The following is a 15,518-nucleotide window of genomic DNA, read 5'->3' on the forward strand; positions in this document are numbered from 1 at the left end:
CATGGACAAGACAAAGATCTGGATCCTCGCCTCTGCCATCGTGATGGTCGGCATCCTCGCCCTCGGCTGGTTCGTTGGTGTGGACCCGCAGCTGAAGGCGAAAGCATCCACTGACGAGCAGCGTGTCTCCGTCGAAGCGCAGAACACGGCAACCGAGCTCGCCATCGTCAAGCTCAAGAAGGACTTCGAGTCGATCGACGAGCTCAAGACCGAACTCGCCGGTCTTCGCTCATCCATTCCCGCGGCTGGTGAACTTCCCGATTTCCTGACGCAGCTGGACAACCTCGCCGCTGGCAGCAAGACCAAGGTGATTTCGTTGACGGTCTCCGAGGCGATTCCCTATACGGTGCCCGCAACGGCCGTGCCGCCGGTTGCGGCGCCGGTCGACGGTGAGGAGAGTGCTGAGCCGGAGGCTGATCCTGTCGCGGAACCGGTCGCGCCGGAGGGTCCTGCCGTTCCGACGACGATCACTGATCCGCGCATCACTCCTGAGAACTTCGTCGCAATCCCGGTGGATGTCACGGTGGAGGGCGAGCGGGATGCCGCACGGTCGTTCATCGACAAACTCCAGCATGGGCCGCGTTTGTTCATGGCGACCTCGATTGCCATCATGCCGATCGAGGAGCGACCCGGAATCTTCACGACTCAGGTCACCGGGTATGTGTACGTGCTGCTTCAGAAGTAGCTCGTTCTTCGCGCTCAACCGGCGCCGGTGAATGTCGGTGGTCGGGTGTTCACTTGAGCTATGGATAGGCAGTTCAGTGAAGAGGGAATTACGCGGGTCACGTGCTGTTTTGCAGTGTGTTCTCGGGTGAAAATAGTTTCTAATTCCACTGTGGATAACTCCTTTGAGATTCGTACATTTTGGTAGAATGAAGCATGGCTAAAGTATCCGAGCAGATTCGAGAGGTCGCCCTCCGCGTGTGCGATCAGCTCGCTCGATACGAAGATGCCATTGCGGCCGCTGAAGCGGCGAGCTCGGGTGCCCGGCCCGGTCATGAAACCGGGTCTCGCCAGGAGTCACCGACCGGCATCGCTGAATACAGCGGTGCCGGTTCGTCGTTTCGAGGGCATTCGTCAAAGCTCGGACTGGCTGCCAACGCGAGCGGTGAAGCGACGGGACTGCCGGGCGGGCAAGATTCGTTGGTTGCCGCACCGTTGTCGATCGTGCTCGATCAGGCAGCAAACGCCGATCTCGAAGCGCTGCTGCGAGACGCGGCTCGAGTGAAGTCTGAATTCGACGAGGTGATCGCCGCGGGTGCCGGCGTCGTCGCGAAGCGCTCGACGCGAGAGTTGGGTTACGCGGGGTGGGCGCAGTCGACGGGCGATCGAACGGCCGTCAACCTCGTTCAGCGGCTGACCGGGTCGACCAAGACAGAGGCGTTTCGGCAGGTGCGGCTCGGTGAGGCGATGGGAGAAGCGGATGCCGCGGCTCACCCCGTCGCGTTCCCGCCCGATCCGTCGGGGAGTGATCTGCTCGATCCGAACCGGTTGCTCGACGAGGGGCTCGACCCCGATCGTCTCGGCGGTGCAAGCGAGCACGCCGGTGGAGAGCCGGTACGCCCTGCCCCGGTCGTTCCCTGGCACCAACCGCTGACGCGTGCGGCGCGTGAGGGGGTCATCCGCTCCGAAGCGGTGACCATCATCATGCGCGGACTCGGCGCGCCCAACGAGCGTGTTGGCGCGGGGACGCTGCGGGCGGCTGCCGAAGAGATCGTGGCGGATGCCGCCGGCGTGCACGCTGACGAACTCGGCTTCCGTGCGCGCCAGATCCGTGACCGCATCGATCCGGCCGGTGTGCAGCTGAGGTGGGATGAACGCCATGCCAACCGAAAGTGGCGCTTCGGGCGTACCGAAGACGGAACAAAGACCGCGTACGTGACCTTCGAAGACGAAGGAGCGGCGTGGATGGAGTCAATCGTCGGTGCGGCGATGCGGGCTCGCCGAGGAGGTCCCCGAATGGTGGATCCCATCGAGGCAGAACGAGCTGAGAAGCTCCGGCTCGATCCGCGGACGAACGATCAGATCGTCTACGACACCCTGATGGGCGCGCTGCGCACCGGTGTTCAGGCCGATCCATCGACCACTTTCGGTTCCCGGCAGCCGGGTGTGCGACTGGTCATCACTCAGGAGCAACTGGACACACGGACCGCAGACGATGTCGATGTCGATGGTCCGGTCGGCACCGGCTATTTCGAAGACGGCAAGGATGCCGTTCCCACAGGCATGGTCGAGAAACAGATCTGTGTCAGCGGTATTCGTCCGGTGTTGATGGACACGTCAGGCTCGCCGCTCGATGTAGGTCGGGAACAGCGACTGTTCACGACAAAGCAGCGAATTGCGATGTCGATTCGAGACGGCGGTTGTCGCATCGAAGAATGCGAGGCGCCGCCGTCACAGTGTGAAGCCCACCACATCGACGAATGGGTCGCCCACGACGGGCTCACGGACCTCGCCGCCGGGGTGCTTCTCTGCCCGTTCCACCACCATCTCGTTCACAATTCGGGGCACCGGGTCGTGCGAATGGAGGGTGAGTACTACGTGGTTCCGCCGCCACGAGTCGACGGTGAGCGAAAACCGATTCGGATGCCGTCGAAGTCGCCACTTGAGAAGGAGCGGCTGCGTCGCAAGGCGGTCGAGGTTGCGGAGGCCGCCGAGCGGGCTGCCGCTCGTGCTCGATCGGAATCGACCAATGAGGTCCTGCGAAATCTCGAGCCTTGGGTTCCGGGGGAGAGCTCCGTCTACCCGCCGCCGCAAAGGGAGCGGCGAGTACTGATCGAGTAGTCAAGCGGGAGCGTGTCGAGAGGGGTCTCGATACGCGTTCTCGCTTCGCTCGGTCGCTACTCGACCGACGAGGAGGCGCTCGGCATTCGACAAGCCGGGGAGCGGCCAGACCCGGACAAGGAAAGAGGTCGCCTAATTCAGCCTGAATCGGCATAAAGAGACACACCCAGGCGTTAGAAGAACCGTAACCGTGCGTCACCAAGTTTGGGGCGTGCCCACAGGCGGCTTACGCTCACTGAGGCATTCGCAGAGGTCCGATCGACCCGGATGCCACGCTCCAGATCGAAAAAGGAAACCCACCTATGTCTTCACGCCTCTCCAAAATCGTCGCAGCTACCGTTGCAGCCGGACTCGCCGTCACCCTTGCCGGGTGCGCGACAGCATCCGAAACCGGAGGAGAAGAGACGCCGACGAGTGCGCTCGAGCGTGTCACCGAAGCCGGGGTGCTCGTCGTCGGAACGGAAGGCACGTACAAGCCGTTCAGCTACCACGAGGGTGGTGCAGGGAAGCTGACCGGATACGACATCGACGTCGTCACAGCAGTTGCCGAAAAGCTCGACCTCGAGCTCGAGTTCCAGGAGACCCAGTGGGACGGCATCTTCGCCGGTCTTGAAGCAGAACGCTTTGACATCATCGCCAACCAGGTCTCGATCAACGAAAAGCGGCAGGAGCAGTACACACTGACCGATCCATACACGGTCTCACCTGGTGTGCTCATCGTCGCCAAGGACAACACCGACATCACCTCGCTCGACGACCTCGAGGGCAAAACCACCGCTCAGTCAAACACGAGCAACTGGTACGGCGTCGCAGAAGAAGCCGGCGCGACCGTCGAAGCCGTCGAAGGCTGGGCACAGGCCGTCGAACTGCTCGAACAGGGCCGTGTCGACGCCACTGTCAACGACCAGCTGACCTACCTCGACTACCTCAAGACCACGCCGGATGCCGGCATCAAAGTCGTCGCCGAGACCGAGGAAGCATCGCACAGCGCCTTCGCACTGAAGAAGGGCAGCGACGACCTCGCCGAAGCCATCAACGAAGCACTCGCCGAACTGAGCGAAGACGGCACGCTCGCCGAGATTTCCGAGAAGTACTTCGGTGAGGACGTCAGCAAGTAGGGCTCCGGCTGAGATACTGCCCTCATGACCGAGTGGCATCTCCTTCCGACGGCGGTGAGCGCGTCGGCTGACGGAGCAGGCACCAATTGGGAGCTTGCCCTCAGCTCGCTCTGGCCGCTCATCTCCGGCGCGATCATGGGCACGATCCCGCTCGCACTGAGTTCGTTCGCGCTCGGGCTCGTGCTTGCGCTCGTCGTCGCCCTGATGCGGCTCTCACGCAACAGGATCGTGTCCGGTATCGCGCGTGCGTACGTGTCCGTGATCCGCGGAACGCCGCTGCTCGTTCAGCTTTTCGTGATCTTCTACGGCCTGCCATCGATCGGCGTCAAACTCGACCCATGGCCCAGCGCGATCATCGCGTTCTCCCTCAACGTCGGCGGTTACGCCGCCGAAGTCATCCGAGCGGCGATCCTCTCGGTACCCAAGGGCCAGTGGGAAGCCGCGTACACGATCGGAATGTCACGAACACGGGCTCTTAGCCGCATCATCCTGCCTCAGGCCGCACGTGTCTCCGTTCCTCCGCTGTCGAACACGTTCATCAGCCTCGTCAAGGACACCTCACTCGCGTCGCTCATCCTCGTGACCGAAATGTTCAAACAGGCGCAGAAGATCGCAGCGTTCTCGAGTGAATTCATGCTCGTCTACATCGAGGCTGCCCTGATCTACTGGATCATCTGCCTCGTCCTGTCCTCAGGACAGAGCGTCATCGAGAAGAGGCTGGACCGCTATGTCGCCCACTGACCCGCACGCAACAACCGAACCACTCCTCAGCGTGACCGGCCTGCACAAGGCCTTCGGCGACCATGAAGTCCTCCGCGGCATCGACCTGTCCGTCGACCCGGGCAAGGTCCTCGTGCTGATCGGGCCGTCGGGCTCCGGCAAGACGACGGTTCTGCGCTCGATCAACGGTCTCGAGATTCCGGATGCCGGTGTTGTCACCGCGACGGACGGCATCCGCGTCGATTACGCCGCGAATCCGCCGCGCAAAGACATCCTCGCCCTGCGCGACCGCACCGCGATGGTGTTCCAGCACAACAACCTGTTCCCGCACATGACCGTGCTCGAGAACATCATCGAGGGCCCGGTCCAGGTCAAGGGCATCAGCAAGAAGGACGCGACAGCGGATGCCGTCGAGCTGCTCGGTCGCGTCGGTCTCGCTGAAAAACGCGACGCCTACCCCTTCCAGCTCTCCGGCGGACAGGCACAGCGAGTCGGGATCGTCCGCGCGCTCGCGCTCAAACCGCAGCTACTGCTCTTCGACGAGCCGACAAGCGCGCTCGACCCCGAACTCGTCGGAGAAGTGCTCGCCGTGATGAAGGAACTCGCCGACGAAGGCTGGACCATGGTCGTCGTCACCCACGAGCTCGCCTTCGCTCGCCAGGTCGCTGACGAAGTGCTCTTCATGGACGGTGGCGTCATCGTCGAACGCGGCGCCCCGCGTGACATCTTCACCGCGCCGAAGCAGGAACGCACCAAGCAGTTCCTGCGCCGGATCCTCTCGCCCCTCGACTGAACACCCGCCGGAAACGGTCGGCTCACGCGCCGCCAGCTTGCGCAGAAATGCGAGCGCTCGCCGGTATCGTGACTCGAACGGGGCCGGACCAGGCCTCAATCGACGAGGAGTGTCACCATGAGCAACACCACCCCCGGCCCTGGCGAAGAGCACATCGACGGCACCGAGCCGACGAATCCCGCCGCGAACGAGGACTCCTCGCAGAACACCACTCGCGAGTATGACGCCCCACTCGCCCCGGCGATCCCGGCTGACGAGTACGCACCATCCGATGACTCGCGTACGGATGCCGCCGCTCCCGTCTCCGAGGAATTCGACCCCGACGCGTTCCGCGACTCCGTTCCCGCCGAGGACACGGCCCCTGACCGCGCGCCCGCCGAACCGGTCTTCTCCGACGCGACCGCCGACACCGACAGCGCTTCAGCCGAGCACCACCACGTGCCAGAGATCGCCGACGAGGCATACTCTGAGCCCGCAGACACCCATGTCGTCTCGTCTTCCGAGCCGACGGTCCTCACGCAGGCCGACCTGCGCGAAGAACAGGTCCGTGCCGAAGAGGCCGACAGGGCCGTGTACTCCGACTCGAGCGCTCCCGTCGTGCCTGCCCCGGCGGCAGGAGAGCGCCAGACATCCGAGCCCGAGCGAGCGCCAGAACCGCAGGCGCCACCGGCGCCGATGCGGCAGCCGGTCTACGTCCAGGCGCCGAGCGAACCGAAGCCCAAGGGGAACCGCGGTTTCGGCATCCTCGTGTCGCTTCTCGCGACCGTCGTCTTCGCCGTTCTCTACGCCGCCGTCCTCGCGCTGCTGCTTCTCGTCAACCTGGGAAACGTCGATATCGTCGGAGACGTTCTCGTCCAGGCTCCGTTCTGGATCCCGGTCATCTTCTTCTTCCTCGGCATGGTGCTCCTCGTCTCGGTGGTCAACCGTGGCGGCTGGTGGGCGTACGTTCTCGGTGGTTTCGTGGTCGCCGCGATCGTCTACGGCTCGTACCTCGGCGGCGTCCTGATCGAACAGGCAGCCGAGATCGCTCCAAGCCAGGTCGGAGGGGTCGTGCAGCGTGCCCTGCTCTCGCCGGCAGCAGTCATCTCCTTCGTCATCGCCCGCGAGGTTCCGATCTGGTTCGGCGCCTGGGTTGCCTCCCGCGGACGCAAGGTCAGGGAGCGCAACGCCGAAGCTCAGCGCGAGTACCAGCGCATCCTCGACCAGGGTCCCGTCCTCGCCTCGTAATGAGGTGCGTGGCGGAGGATGGGTAGTTCTCCCCGCCGCGCATTCGAGGTCGCTTGGCTAAGCTGAAGGCCGAGCGGATGCCCGCTCTCGACGATCGGCCGCTTCAGGCCACCACTGCCTACGGCCCTGCTTTGCGCGGTCAGACCCAAGGAGCGACTGTGACCGTCTCCCGCGACGCCTCCCTCGAGCCTGGGTTCCTCCCCGACGGTAAACCGGATTCGGAGTACGCTCGCGAGCTGGGGTTGCTCGCGGCTGGGAAGGGGCGCCGTTCACTCGCTTTCGCTTTCGATGCGATCCTGTGGCTGACGATCGCTTCGATCGGAATTTTCGGCACGATGCCGCTGTGGGGAGACATCCGCCCCGACCCAGACGCGTTGTCGGCGATCGTGCGAAACGACGCTTTCGGCACGGCGATCATCTTCTACGTCGTCAGCCAGGGTCTTCTGACCGTCCTCGGTCTTGTACAGCTGATCATGCACGGCATCCGCGGTGTCACTTTCGGCAAGATGATCTTCAAACTCCGCACCGTGCGGGTGACCACCTTCGCCAAGCCGGGTTTCTGGCGCATCGTCGCCCGCGCACTCGTGATGTATCTCGCCGCGGTCGTCGTGCCGTTCCTCGGTGCCGTGGTCTTCCTGATCTCCCCGGTCTGGGACCCGCAAGGGCGTGGTCGCGGCTGGCACGACCGCTTCGTCGGAGCGTGGATGATCGACACCAAAAAGGGATTGGATCCGACCGACGCCAAGGCGCTGCGCCTCGCGCGCAAGGCCGCAACATCCACCCCGGTCGCTGATCTGGCACCTCTTCCATCCCTGGCAACACGGGCGGGGCATGCGGCTGACGTCGACTTCGTCCCGAGTGCACGCTCGAGCTCTGGCGTGATCGCCGCCCATGCCTCCCGCGAGCCCAGTGTTCCGCTGGCGCCGCTCGAACCCTGGGAAGCGCCGGTCATCGGCAGCCCGGAGGCGCCGGGCTCGCCGCCGCCAGCCAGTTCAACGGCCGTTCCCCCCGCTGCGCCCGCTTCCCCCGTGCCGACATCGCGCGTGACCGAGTCCGCGCACCCGGTACCGACTGCGTCGACACCACCTGCGTCGACACCTCTGGCCGAGTCACCTGCACGCGCCGTACCGGCCGCCGCCCCCGCACGGGGAAGCTTCTCTGCTGAACTCCGATTCGACGATGGCATCCGCGTGCCCGTCCACGGTTCCGGCTTGCTCGGCCGTAACCCGGACCCGCGCCCGGGCGAGCACATCGACCACCTCATCCCCGTGGCGGATGCGACGCTCCAGATTTCGAAGACGCACGCCAGTTTCGGGTTCGATGAGCAGGGTTTCTGGGTGTCAGATCGCAATTCGAGCAACGGTACGACGGTGATTCCGCCGTCTGGAGACCCCGTCGACCTCGCCGTCGGTCAGCGCCTGCACCTCGCACCGGGAACCGCCGTTCTGATCGGCGGTCGCCGCTTCACCGTGGAACTCTCGTCCACCTCATGACTCCCCGCGCCCGACAGCACTCGAAGAAAGATGGCGAATGAAGGTCAAGCTCACGCTCCAGCGCGATTCCGGCACAGCGGTCGACATCATCATCACCGCAGACTCCACCGCCACCGTGCAGGACATCGCCAGGTCCATCGCTGAGACCGACCCGCTGACCTCCCACCTTTCCCGCCCCGGCGAGCACATGCTCACCCTCTCGGTCGCTCCTCCCACGTCGACAACGATGGTGCCGCTGCACCCTGACGTGCTCATCGGTGAGGCTCCGCTCGGGTCCGGGTTCCAGGCATCCGTCATCTCCCTGGGATCGAGTGCGCGTCGAAGCGCCCAGGATCTCGAGTCGAGTCCCGTTGCCGCGGTCGTCAGGGTTCACTCGGGCCCGGACGCCGGCAAGGACTTCCATGTGCCGCAGGGGCACAGCACCATCGGTCGTGGAGCCGACGCGGACATCATCCTCAACGATCCGCTCGTCTCCAAGAGACACTCCCGCCTCGAAGTCTCCGGCGGACTCGAACTCGTCGACCTCAACTCCGCCAACGGCGTTCTCGTTGACGGGGGACTCGTACAGCGGGTGAAAGTGATCCCCGGCCAGCGCATCATCCTCGGTGACAGTGAGATCAGCATCACCCCGGTCGGTGCTGCGCTCTCCGGCTCCGACGTGGTCCTCGAGCGTGGTGGCGGTCTGATGTTCAACCGTTCGCCCAGGGTCGAAGTGCGATACCCGGGAGTCGAGTATCCGCACCCGAAGGTGCCGTCGGAAGCCGATCCGCGGATGTTCCCGTGGCCGATGGTGGTCGCTCCCGCCATTCTCGGTTTCGCGATGTTCTTCATCTTCGAGCGACCGACCGCTCTGCTTCTCGTCTTCATGTCGCCACTTATGATGCTCGGCAACTTCGTCGGGCAGCGCGCGCAGAGCGGCAAGAAACTCAAGCGAGAAATCGACACCTTCGAGCAGCAGATCGAGAAGCTCGAGGACGACCTCGTCGGCCAGGTCGCCGTCGAGAAGGAGCGGAGACACGCCGAGGCACCCGCAACCGCTACCGTCTATGAACAGGCAATGCGACTCGGCGGGATGCTGTGGACGCGACGTCCGGAACACTGGAACTTCCTCTCGATCCGGCTCGGTGTCGGCCGTGCCAAGAGTCGAAACAGCGTCGCCAACGGTGCGAACGACGCCGGGATTCCCGAGTACTCGAGGCGTGTCGAAGAACTGACATCGAGCTACGAGTGGGTCGACGACGTCCCCGTCGTCGAGTTGCTGCCGAGTGCCGGTGCGATCGGAATCGCCGGGTCCCGTGAAGTCGCCGCGGACATCCTCCGCGGTTTTGGTGTGCAACTGTTCGGATTGCATGCCCCCAACGAACTCGTCACCGCCGCCATCGTCGACCCATCGTGGACGAGCGAGCTCGAGTGGATGAAATGGCTGCCGCACACCACGAGCCCGAAGTCACCATTCGCCGAGATGTCACTCGCCGACAGCCAGTCAGCAGGGACCGCGCTGCTGAACGGACTGGAAGAAGCGATCCTCGGCCGGCTCTCCGGAACCCCGACGCGGCTCGGACCCCTCCGCGACAGCGAGACGTCGATGGTGCTCGGCTCACGAGTCGGCGAGACCGGAGCCGGCAGCGGAGCGCTCGAAGGCGACGTCGCGCTGTTGCTCATCGTCTCGAGCGACGCTCCCGTCGACCGGCCACGGCTCACCCAGGTGATCGAGCGCGGACCAGACGCCGGCATCTACACGATCTTCGTCGGCCCGACCGTCGAGTCGCTTCCGGCCGCGTGCCGCACCTTCGTCGACGCGACCGCCGGGCTCGACGCTGCCCGCGTCGGCTATGTGCGTGCGGGTGAGGACTACACGGATGTCACGGTCGAGGGCGTGTCCAACGCTTACGCGCACCTGTTCGCCAAGCGACTCGCTCCCGTCGTCGACTCCAGCACCGTCACCGCTGACTCGAGCGACCTCCCGCGCAGCGTCTCGCTGCTCAAGCTCGTCGGTTCCGACCTCGCCACCCAGCCAGCCGCGGCACTCGAACGCTGGGAGCAGAACAATTCCATCATCGACCGCTCCGGTGCGCAGCTCGGTCGGCTCAAGCGGGCGGGGACCCTCAAGGCGTACATCGGGCAGGCCAGTCCGGATGCCATGTCGCTCGATCTGCGAACGCAGGGACCGCACGCTCTCGTCGGTGGAACAACCGGCTCGGGTAAATCCGAGTTCCTGCAGGCATGGGTACTCGGGATGGCTGCGGAATACAGCCCCGACCGGGTGACCTTTCTCTTCGTCGACTACAAGGGCGGGTCCGCGTTCGCGGACTGTGTCGAGCTTCCGCATTGCGTCGGCCTCGTCACCGACCTCAGCCCGCACCTCGTGCGCCGCGCGTTGACCAGCCTCCGGGCGGAACTCCACCATCGCGAACATCTGTTCAACCGCAAGAAAGCCAAGGATCTTCTCGAACTCGAGAAGCGTCGGGATCCGGAAACCCCGCCCGCCCTCGTGCTCGTCATCGACGAGTTCGCCGCGCTCGCAGGCGAGGTTCCCGAGTTCGTCGACGGCGTCGTCGACATTGCACAGCGCGGCCGTTCGCTCGGCATCCACCTCATCATGGCGACACAGCGACCCGCCGGGGTGATCAAGGACAACCTGCGTGCGAACACCAACCTGCGGGTGGCGCTGCGGATGGCCGATGTTTCCGACTCGAACGACGTCGTCGGCGACCCGATCGCCGGGACCTTCGACCCGTCCATCCCCGGTCGCGGTATCGCCAAGACCGGCCCCGGCCGCCTCGTGCCTTTCCAGTCCGGCTACGCCGGCGGCTGGACAAGCGACGAACCGGACGAAGCGCAGGTCCGCATCGCGGAGCTCCGCTTCGGCTCCATCGTGGTGTGGGAGACGGATGCCGGGCCCGAGTCGGATTCCCACACCGAAGACCTCGGTCCGAACGATCAGAAGCGCATCGTGAAGAACCTGGTCGAGGCCACGAAACAGGCGAGGATCCCCGCGCCCAGACGGCCCTGGCTCGACGACCTGCGGGTGGAGGTCGACCTCCGCGAGTTGCCGCTCGTCGGCGACAGCCGGATCCCTCTCGGCCTCGCCGACATCCCCGAACGCCAGCTCCAGGAACCGGTGTTCTTCGAACCGGATACCGACGGGCACATGCTCCTCTACGGCACGGGCGGGGCGGGCAAGTCGGCCGCGCTGCGCTCGATCGCGACGGCGATCGGCGCTCACCCCGAGTCCGGAGGAGCGCAGGTGTACGGCATCGACTTCGGCACCGGGTCACTCCGTTCGGTGGAAGTGCTGCCTCACGTCGGCTCGATCGTCTCCGGTGATGACGCCGAACGGGTGCAGCGGCTTCTGCGCAACCTGCGGGCGATGCTCGACGACCGGGCGAAACGGTACTCGGAGGTCAACGCGGCGAGTTTGACCGAGTACCGCGAGCTGAGCGGGCGCGCAGCGGAGCCACGGGTGCTCCTGCTCATCGACGGCTTCGGCACCTTCAAGCAGGAGTGGGAAACCACCAGCGCCCGTTCGCCGTACTACAACATCTTCATGCGCATCCTCGGCGAAGGCCGTCCGCTCGGGATCCACGCCGTGGCATCCGCCGACCGATACGGCTCTGTTCCCACCGCGGTGAGCGCCAACGTGTCGAAGCGCATCGTGCTGCGGTTGTCCGACGACAACAGCTACTCGATTCTCGGAGCACCGAAGGACGTCCTCAACGAGCGCAGCGCGCCAGGTCGAGCCATCGTCGATGGCTTCGAGACGCAACTCGCGGTGATGGGCGGCACATCGAACGTCGCCAAGCAGACCGCGGCACTCCACGATTTCGCCGACCAGCTCCGTGCCCGTGGTGCGGTCGACGTGGGGGAGATCGGCGCGCTGCCGACCGCGCTCTCGGTCACCGATCTGCCGGACTCCGTCGACGGCCTCCCGGTCATCGGAATCTCCGATGACGTGCTCGGACCCAAAGGGTTCGAACCGATCGGGACATTCGTCGTCGCCGGTCCGCCCCAGAGTGGAAAATCGAACGCCCTGCGCGCGCTCATCCTCGCGATGGCGCGCCTCGACCCCGAAGCGAAGTTCTTCCACATCGGCGGCAGACGAGCCGTGCTGCGGAACTTCCGACCCTGGGTGCGGTCGGCGGCCTCCGTCGAGGACGTTCGCGCACTCGCCAAGGAACTCACCGGAATCATCCCGGACGAAACGATCCCAGGACGGATCGTCATCGTGCTCGAGAACGTCACCGAGTTCGCCGATTCAGACGCCGAACGGCCGCTCAAGGAGATGTTCCAGGCGCTCAACCGCAGCGACCACTTCCTGATGGGAGACGGCGATGTGACCCAGCTCGGCTCCGGTTACGGCTTCATCGGTGACTTCAAGGGGGGCAGGCGCGGAATCGTGCTCAAACCGGACACCTACGACGGTGACTCCCTGTTCAAGGTTCCGTTCCCACGGGTGCAGCGCCACGAATTTCCCGAGGGCCGTGGTCTGTTCGTCGAAAATGGTCGGGCAGTCACCGTTCAGATGCCGCTCGTGCCCGAGAAGTAGCGTCCGGATGGGGAGGAGTCCCCATCGCGAGCGTGACGGCCCATCGATAAGCTGAAGCCGAAATTGGAACGGGGGATGAATTGCCTGACATCATGCTTGACCGCGAGCGGCTCCGCACCGCGAACGAGGGTCTGAAGGCCGCGATCACGGAATTCGAGAACGCGGCGAAAAACAACGACGATCTCGAGAACAGCATCGACCGTCCGGACGACCGCGGGTCCCTGCGCGACAAGGCGAGCGACTTCGAAAGCTCGTGGAATGACAAGCGTGAAGCGCTTCTCGAGAACCTCACGAAGATTCAGGAACACCTGCAGGGGATCATCGACGGCTGGGAAACGATGGACACCGAAGCCGCAGCGAGCCTCAGCTCAGCAACTCCGACCACCGTCCACTCGCAGGTGAGGTAACGAATGGCACTGACATCTCCGACCAAGGGTTATCAACTCCGGCGGCTTGAAGGCAACGCCGGCGACATCGACAAACGCGGAAACGACCTCGTCACACTCGGGCAGCAGATGGCGTCCACGGCCGAAGCGCTCAAGGACATCGCCGACTCGAGTTTGCACAAGAGCCTCGGAACCGACAAGCTCGCCGAAGCCGCGAGCGAAACCCACGAGGACCTCGACAAGGCCGGAGTTCGATATGAGCTCACCGGTGACGTCCTCGTCACCTACGCGGGCGTGCTCGAGACTGCCCAGAACTGGATTCACCCGAGAATCGAAACGATCACCGCAGCCGAGGAGACCTACCAGAACGCGCTCGACGCGAAGAGCGAAGCGCAGAGCGCTGCCGACGACCTCGACCGCACCTGGATCTGGGAAGAAGAGCCGACCCCTGCCGACCGGGAGAACGCTGCGGAAGCACTCGGAGCCGCCACAGGCGCGCTCACGACAGCGAAGACCGACCGCGATACCCTCTGGACCGAATTCGAGACGACATTCACCACGTGGTCCGACGGCTACGACGACGCCGTCGCCAACCTGGAGAAAGCGATGGAGACCGCCGGGAACAACGACGGCTTCTGGGAGAACCTCAACGACTTCCTCGCGGTACTCGGTGCCGTCATCATGGTGCTGGCCATCGTCGCGCTCTTCGTCTCGGGGCCGTTCGCTCTCTTGCTCATGGGTCTGATCGCCGTCATGAGCGTCATTCATTTCGTCGGGACGCTGGCAAGCGCGATGACCGGTCACACCACGTGGGACAACGTGGTGTGGAGTGCCATCGGCCTCGTCACCTTCGGAGCGGGAGGCGCCCTCGCCAAGATTGCCTCCAAGGGGGCGACGTTCGGGCGTGTCTTCTCAGCCGGGCGGAGCACGCTGTACCAGGCCGCACGCGCAACACTGCCGCGCGCCCGTTGGTTCACGCCGTTCAGGAACATCGGCAACTGGTCGACGGCACGGGGTATCGCCCGGGCGGGAACCCAGAAACCCGGCTGGCTGGTCAACCCGGCCCGTTCCATCGTGACCGGATCGACCGATACCGTCCGCATCCAGAACTTCCTGGCCAACATGGGCAGGAACGTGCCGTCGCAGTACACCGGCGTTCACACGTGGATCCTGCAGCAGCAGGGGCTCGCGAGCCGCGGACTCGGGTTCCAGGCGGCGCAAACCGCGCTGTGGGGAACCGGAACGACCGCCTCGGTGGGGTCGACGTTCGGGTTCCTGCCCAAGTTCGGCTGACGCGCGCCGCGCGTTAGTCTGACCTGATGATTCCGTTCAATCCGCTCGCGGTACCCTCCGACGTTCCCCGCCGGTATCTCGTTGGCCGTGGCATATTCATGGCCGGCGCGTTCGGGATGCTCATCGTCGTGCTCGTGTGGTTCGGAACCGCGATGCTCGCGGGCGGGCAGTTCGGCCCGACGGATGACGTCAAATGGGATGCCGTCGCGCCCTGGCCGATCGTGTCAATACCGGCGTGGGTGGTCATCTCACTGTGCGTGCTTCCCGTCGTCGGCGCCGCAATACTCGCCGGGCCGGTGACCTGGGTCCAGGCGCCTGAACTGCTCTTCCTGCTGTTCGCGACCGTCATCTTCTTCATCCTGCTGCCCGTCGGGATGTCGCGGATGTACCCGGATCCGGGAGGTGCGCCTTTCGATGACGCCTACCCCCAACTCGGCCTCGGGCAGCACTGGTGGGGTGCCGTGCTGCAGCCGGTGACCCTGATCATCCTCGGGATCCGATTCGCCATGGTGGCTCCCCGGTACAACGCCGAACACCGCCGACTCCAGAAAGGCGCCTCATGACGTCACTCGCAGACGAACTCCGGCAGCCGGCGCCACCGTCCAGCTTCCGGGTTCTCCTTCCTCCCGGCTGGACGCAACACCAGCCGAACGAGAGCGGACGGAAACAGCTGACCGACAGCATCCGGTCACGTTTCAAGCAAGCGGGGCGTCCTGACGTCGAAGTGAAACTGACCTTCATGGTCAACCGGCAGTGGACGGCGATGACCCGCATGGGAGCGGTCGCGCTGTACATGCCGACCGAAGACACCGAGGTTCCCGTACCGATGACGATCATCGCCGTGCCGTACACCGTCACCGCAGGGAAGACCATCGACGCTGACATCCGCTCACGTGCCGGCGGGCCGGTGGAAGCCACCGATCTGCCGTTCGGCCGGGTGTACCGCTGGGTCGAGACCCAGGCCTCCGTCAACGGTGAACAGGGGGCGTACGCTCGCTCCATCTCCTATCTGTACCCCGTCCCCGGGAAGCAACCCACACGCGGGATGCTCATCGCCACGAGCATCCTCCACCTCGATTCCGAGGTCACCGAGCAGATGCTCGAGAACCTCACCGTCCTCTCCGACTCGATTGCCGAGACCTTCCGATGGAAATGAGA

12 protein-coding genes are annotated in these 15,518 nt (G+C 64.8%); all 12 read left to right on the forward strand.

All coding sequences use genetic code 11. From position 1 onward, the window contains the following. The first annotated feature begins 1 nt into the window (after position 1). The 12 genes from D9V29_RS05770 (at position 2) to D9V29_RS05825 (ending at position 15,516) form a co-directional block, all read left to right on the forward strand. Positions 2 to 685: a hypothetical protein gene (locus D9V29_RS05770; RefSeq protein ID WP_121672390.1), complete on the forward strand. Its 684-nt coding sequence runs from the start codon at positions 2 to 4 to the stop codon at positions 683 to 685. Positions 686 to 879: 194 nt separating this feature from the next. After that, complete coding sequence (locus tag D9V29_RS05775) at positions 880 to 2,784, forward strand: DUF222 domain-containing protein (protein WP_121672391.1); 1,905 nt, start codon at positions 880 to 882, stop codon at positions 2,782 to 2,784. A 302-nt stretch (positions 2,785 to 3,086) separates the two neighbouring features. Further along, a complete protein-coding gene (locus tag D9V29_RS05780) occupies positions 3,087 to 3,902 on the forward strand; it encodes an amino acid ABC transporter substrate-binding protein (RefSeq protein ID WP_121672392.1) in 816 nt (271 codons plus the stop codon). 24 nt (positions 3,903 to 3,926) lie between these two features. Next, on the forward strand, positions 3,927 to 4,643 hold the full coding sequence (locus D9V29_RS05785; protein ID WP_121672393.1) for an amino acid ABC transporter permease: 717 nt from the start codon (positions 3,927 to 3,929) through the stop codon (positions 4,641 to 4,643). Continuing rightward, positions 4,630 to 5,415: an amino acid ABC transporter ATP-binding protein gene (locus tag D9V29_RS05790; protein WP_121672394.1), complete on the forward strand. Its 786-nt coding sequence runs from the start codon at positions 4,630 to 4,632 to the stop codon at positions 5,413 to 5,415. The genes D9V29_RS05785 and D9V29_RS05790 overlap by 14 nt, the downstream gene beginning before the upstream one ends. A gap of 117 nt (positions 5,416 to 5,532) precedes the next feature. Next, entirely contained in the window at positions 5,533 to 6,642 is a 1,110-nt protein-coding gene (locus D9V29_RS05795; protein WP_121672395.1) for a hypothetical protein, read from the forward strand. 158 nt (positions 6,643 to 6,800) lie between these two features. Then, positions 6,801 to 8,135 (forward strand): RDD family protein, encoded by a 1,335-nt coding sequence (locus tag D9V29_RS05800; protein WP_183084928.1) that lies wholly within the window; start codon positions 6,801 to 6,803, stop codon positions 8,133 to 8,135. Positions 8,136 to 8,172: 37 nt separating this feature from the next. After that, positions 8,173 to 12,681, forward strand: coding sequence for a type VII secretion EssC family protein (locus D9V29_RS05805; RefSeq protein WP_121672397.1), 4,509 nt, complete (start codon positions 8,173 to 8,175; stop codon positions 12,679 to 12,681). Between the two features lie 92 nt (positions 12,682 to 12,773). Continuing rightward, complete coding sequence (locus D9V29_RS05810; protein WP_121672594.1) at positions 12,774 to 13,088, forward strand: flagellar protein FlgN; 315 nt, start codon at positions 12,774 to 12,776, stop codon at positions 13,086 to 13,088. Positions 13,089 to 13,091: 3 nt separating this feature from the next. Then, positions 13,092 to 14,360 carry a hypothetical protein gene (locus D9V29_RS05815; RefSeq protein ID WP_121672398.1) on the forward strand — a complete coding sequence of 423 codons (1,269 nt, stop codon included), beginning with the start codon at positions 13,092 to 13,094 and terminating at the stop codon, positions 14,358 to 14,360. A 26-nt stretch (positions 14,361 to 14,386) separates the two neighbouring features. Next, positions 14,387 to 14,923 carry a hypothetical protein gene (locus tag D9V29_RS05820; protein ID WP_147436226.1) on the forward strand — a complete coding sequence of 179 codons (537 nt, stop codon included), beginning with the start codon at positions 14,387 to 14,389 and terminating at the stop codon, positions 14,921 to 14,923. After that, entirely contained in the window at positions 14,920 to 15,516 is a 597-nt protein-coding gene (locus D9V29_RS05825) for a hypothetical protein (RefSeq protein ID WP_121672400.1), read from the forward strand. The genes D9V29_RS05820 and D9V29_RS05825 overlap by 4 nt, the downstream gene beginning before the upstream one ends. Positions 15,517 to 15,518 lie beyond the last annotated feature (2 nt).

The organism is Mycetocola manganoxydans (assembly GCF_003667545.1).
Lineage (GTDB): Bacteria > Actinomycetota > Actinomycetes > Actinomycetales > Microbacteriaceae > Mycetocola_A > Mycetocola_A manganoxydans.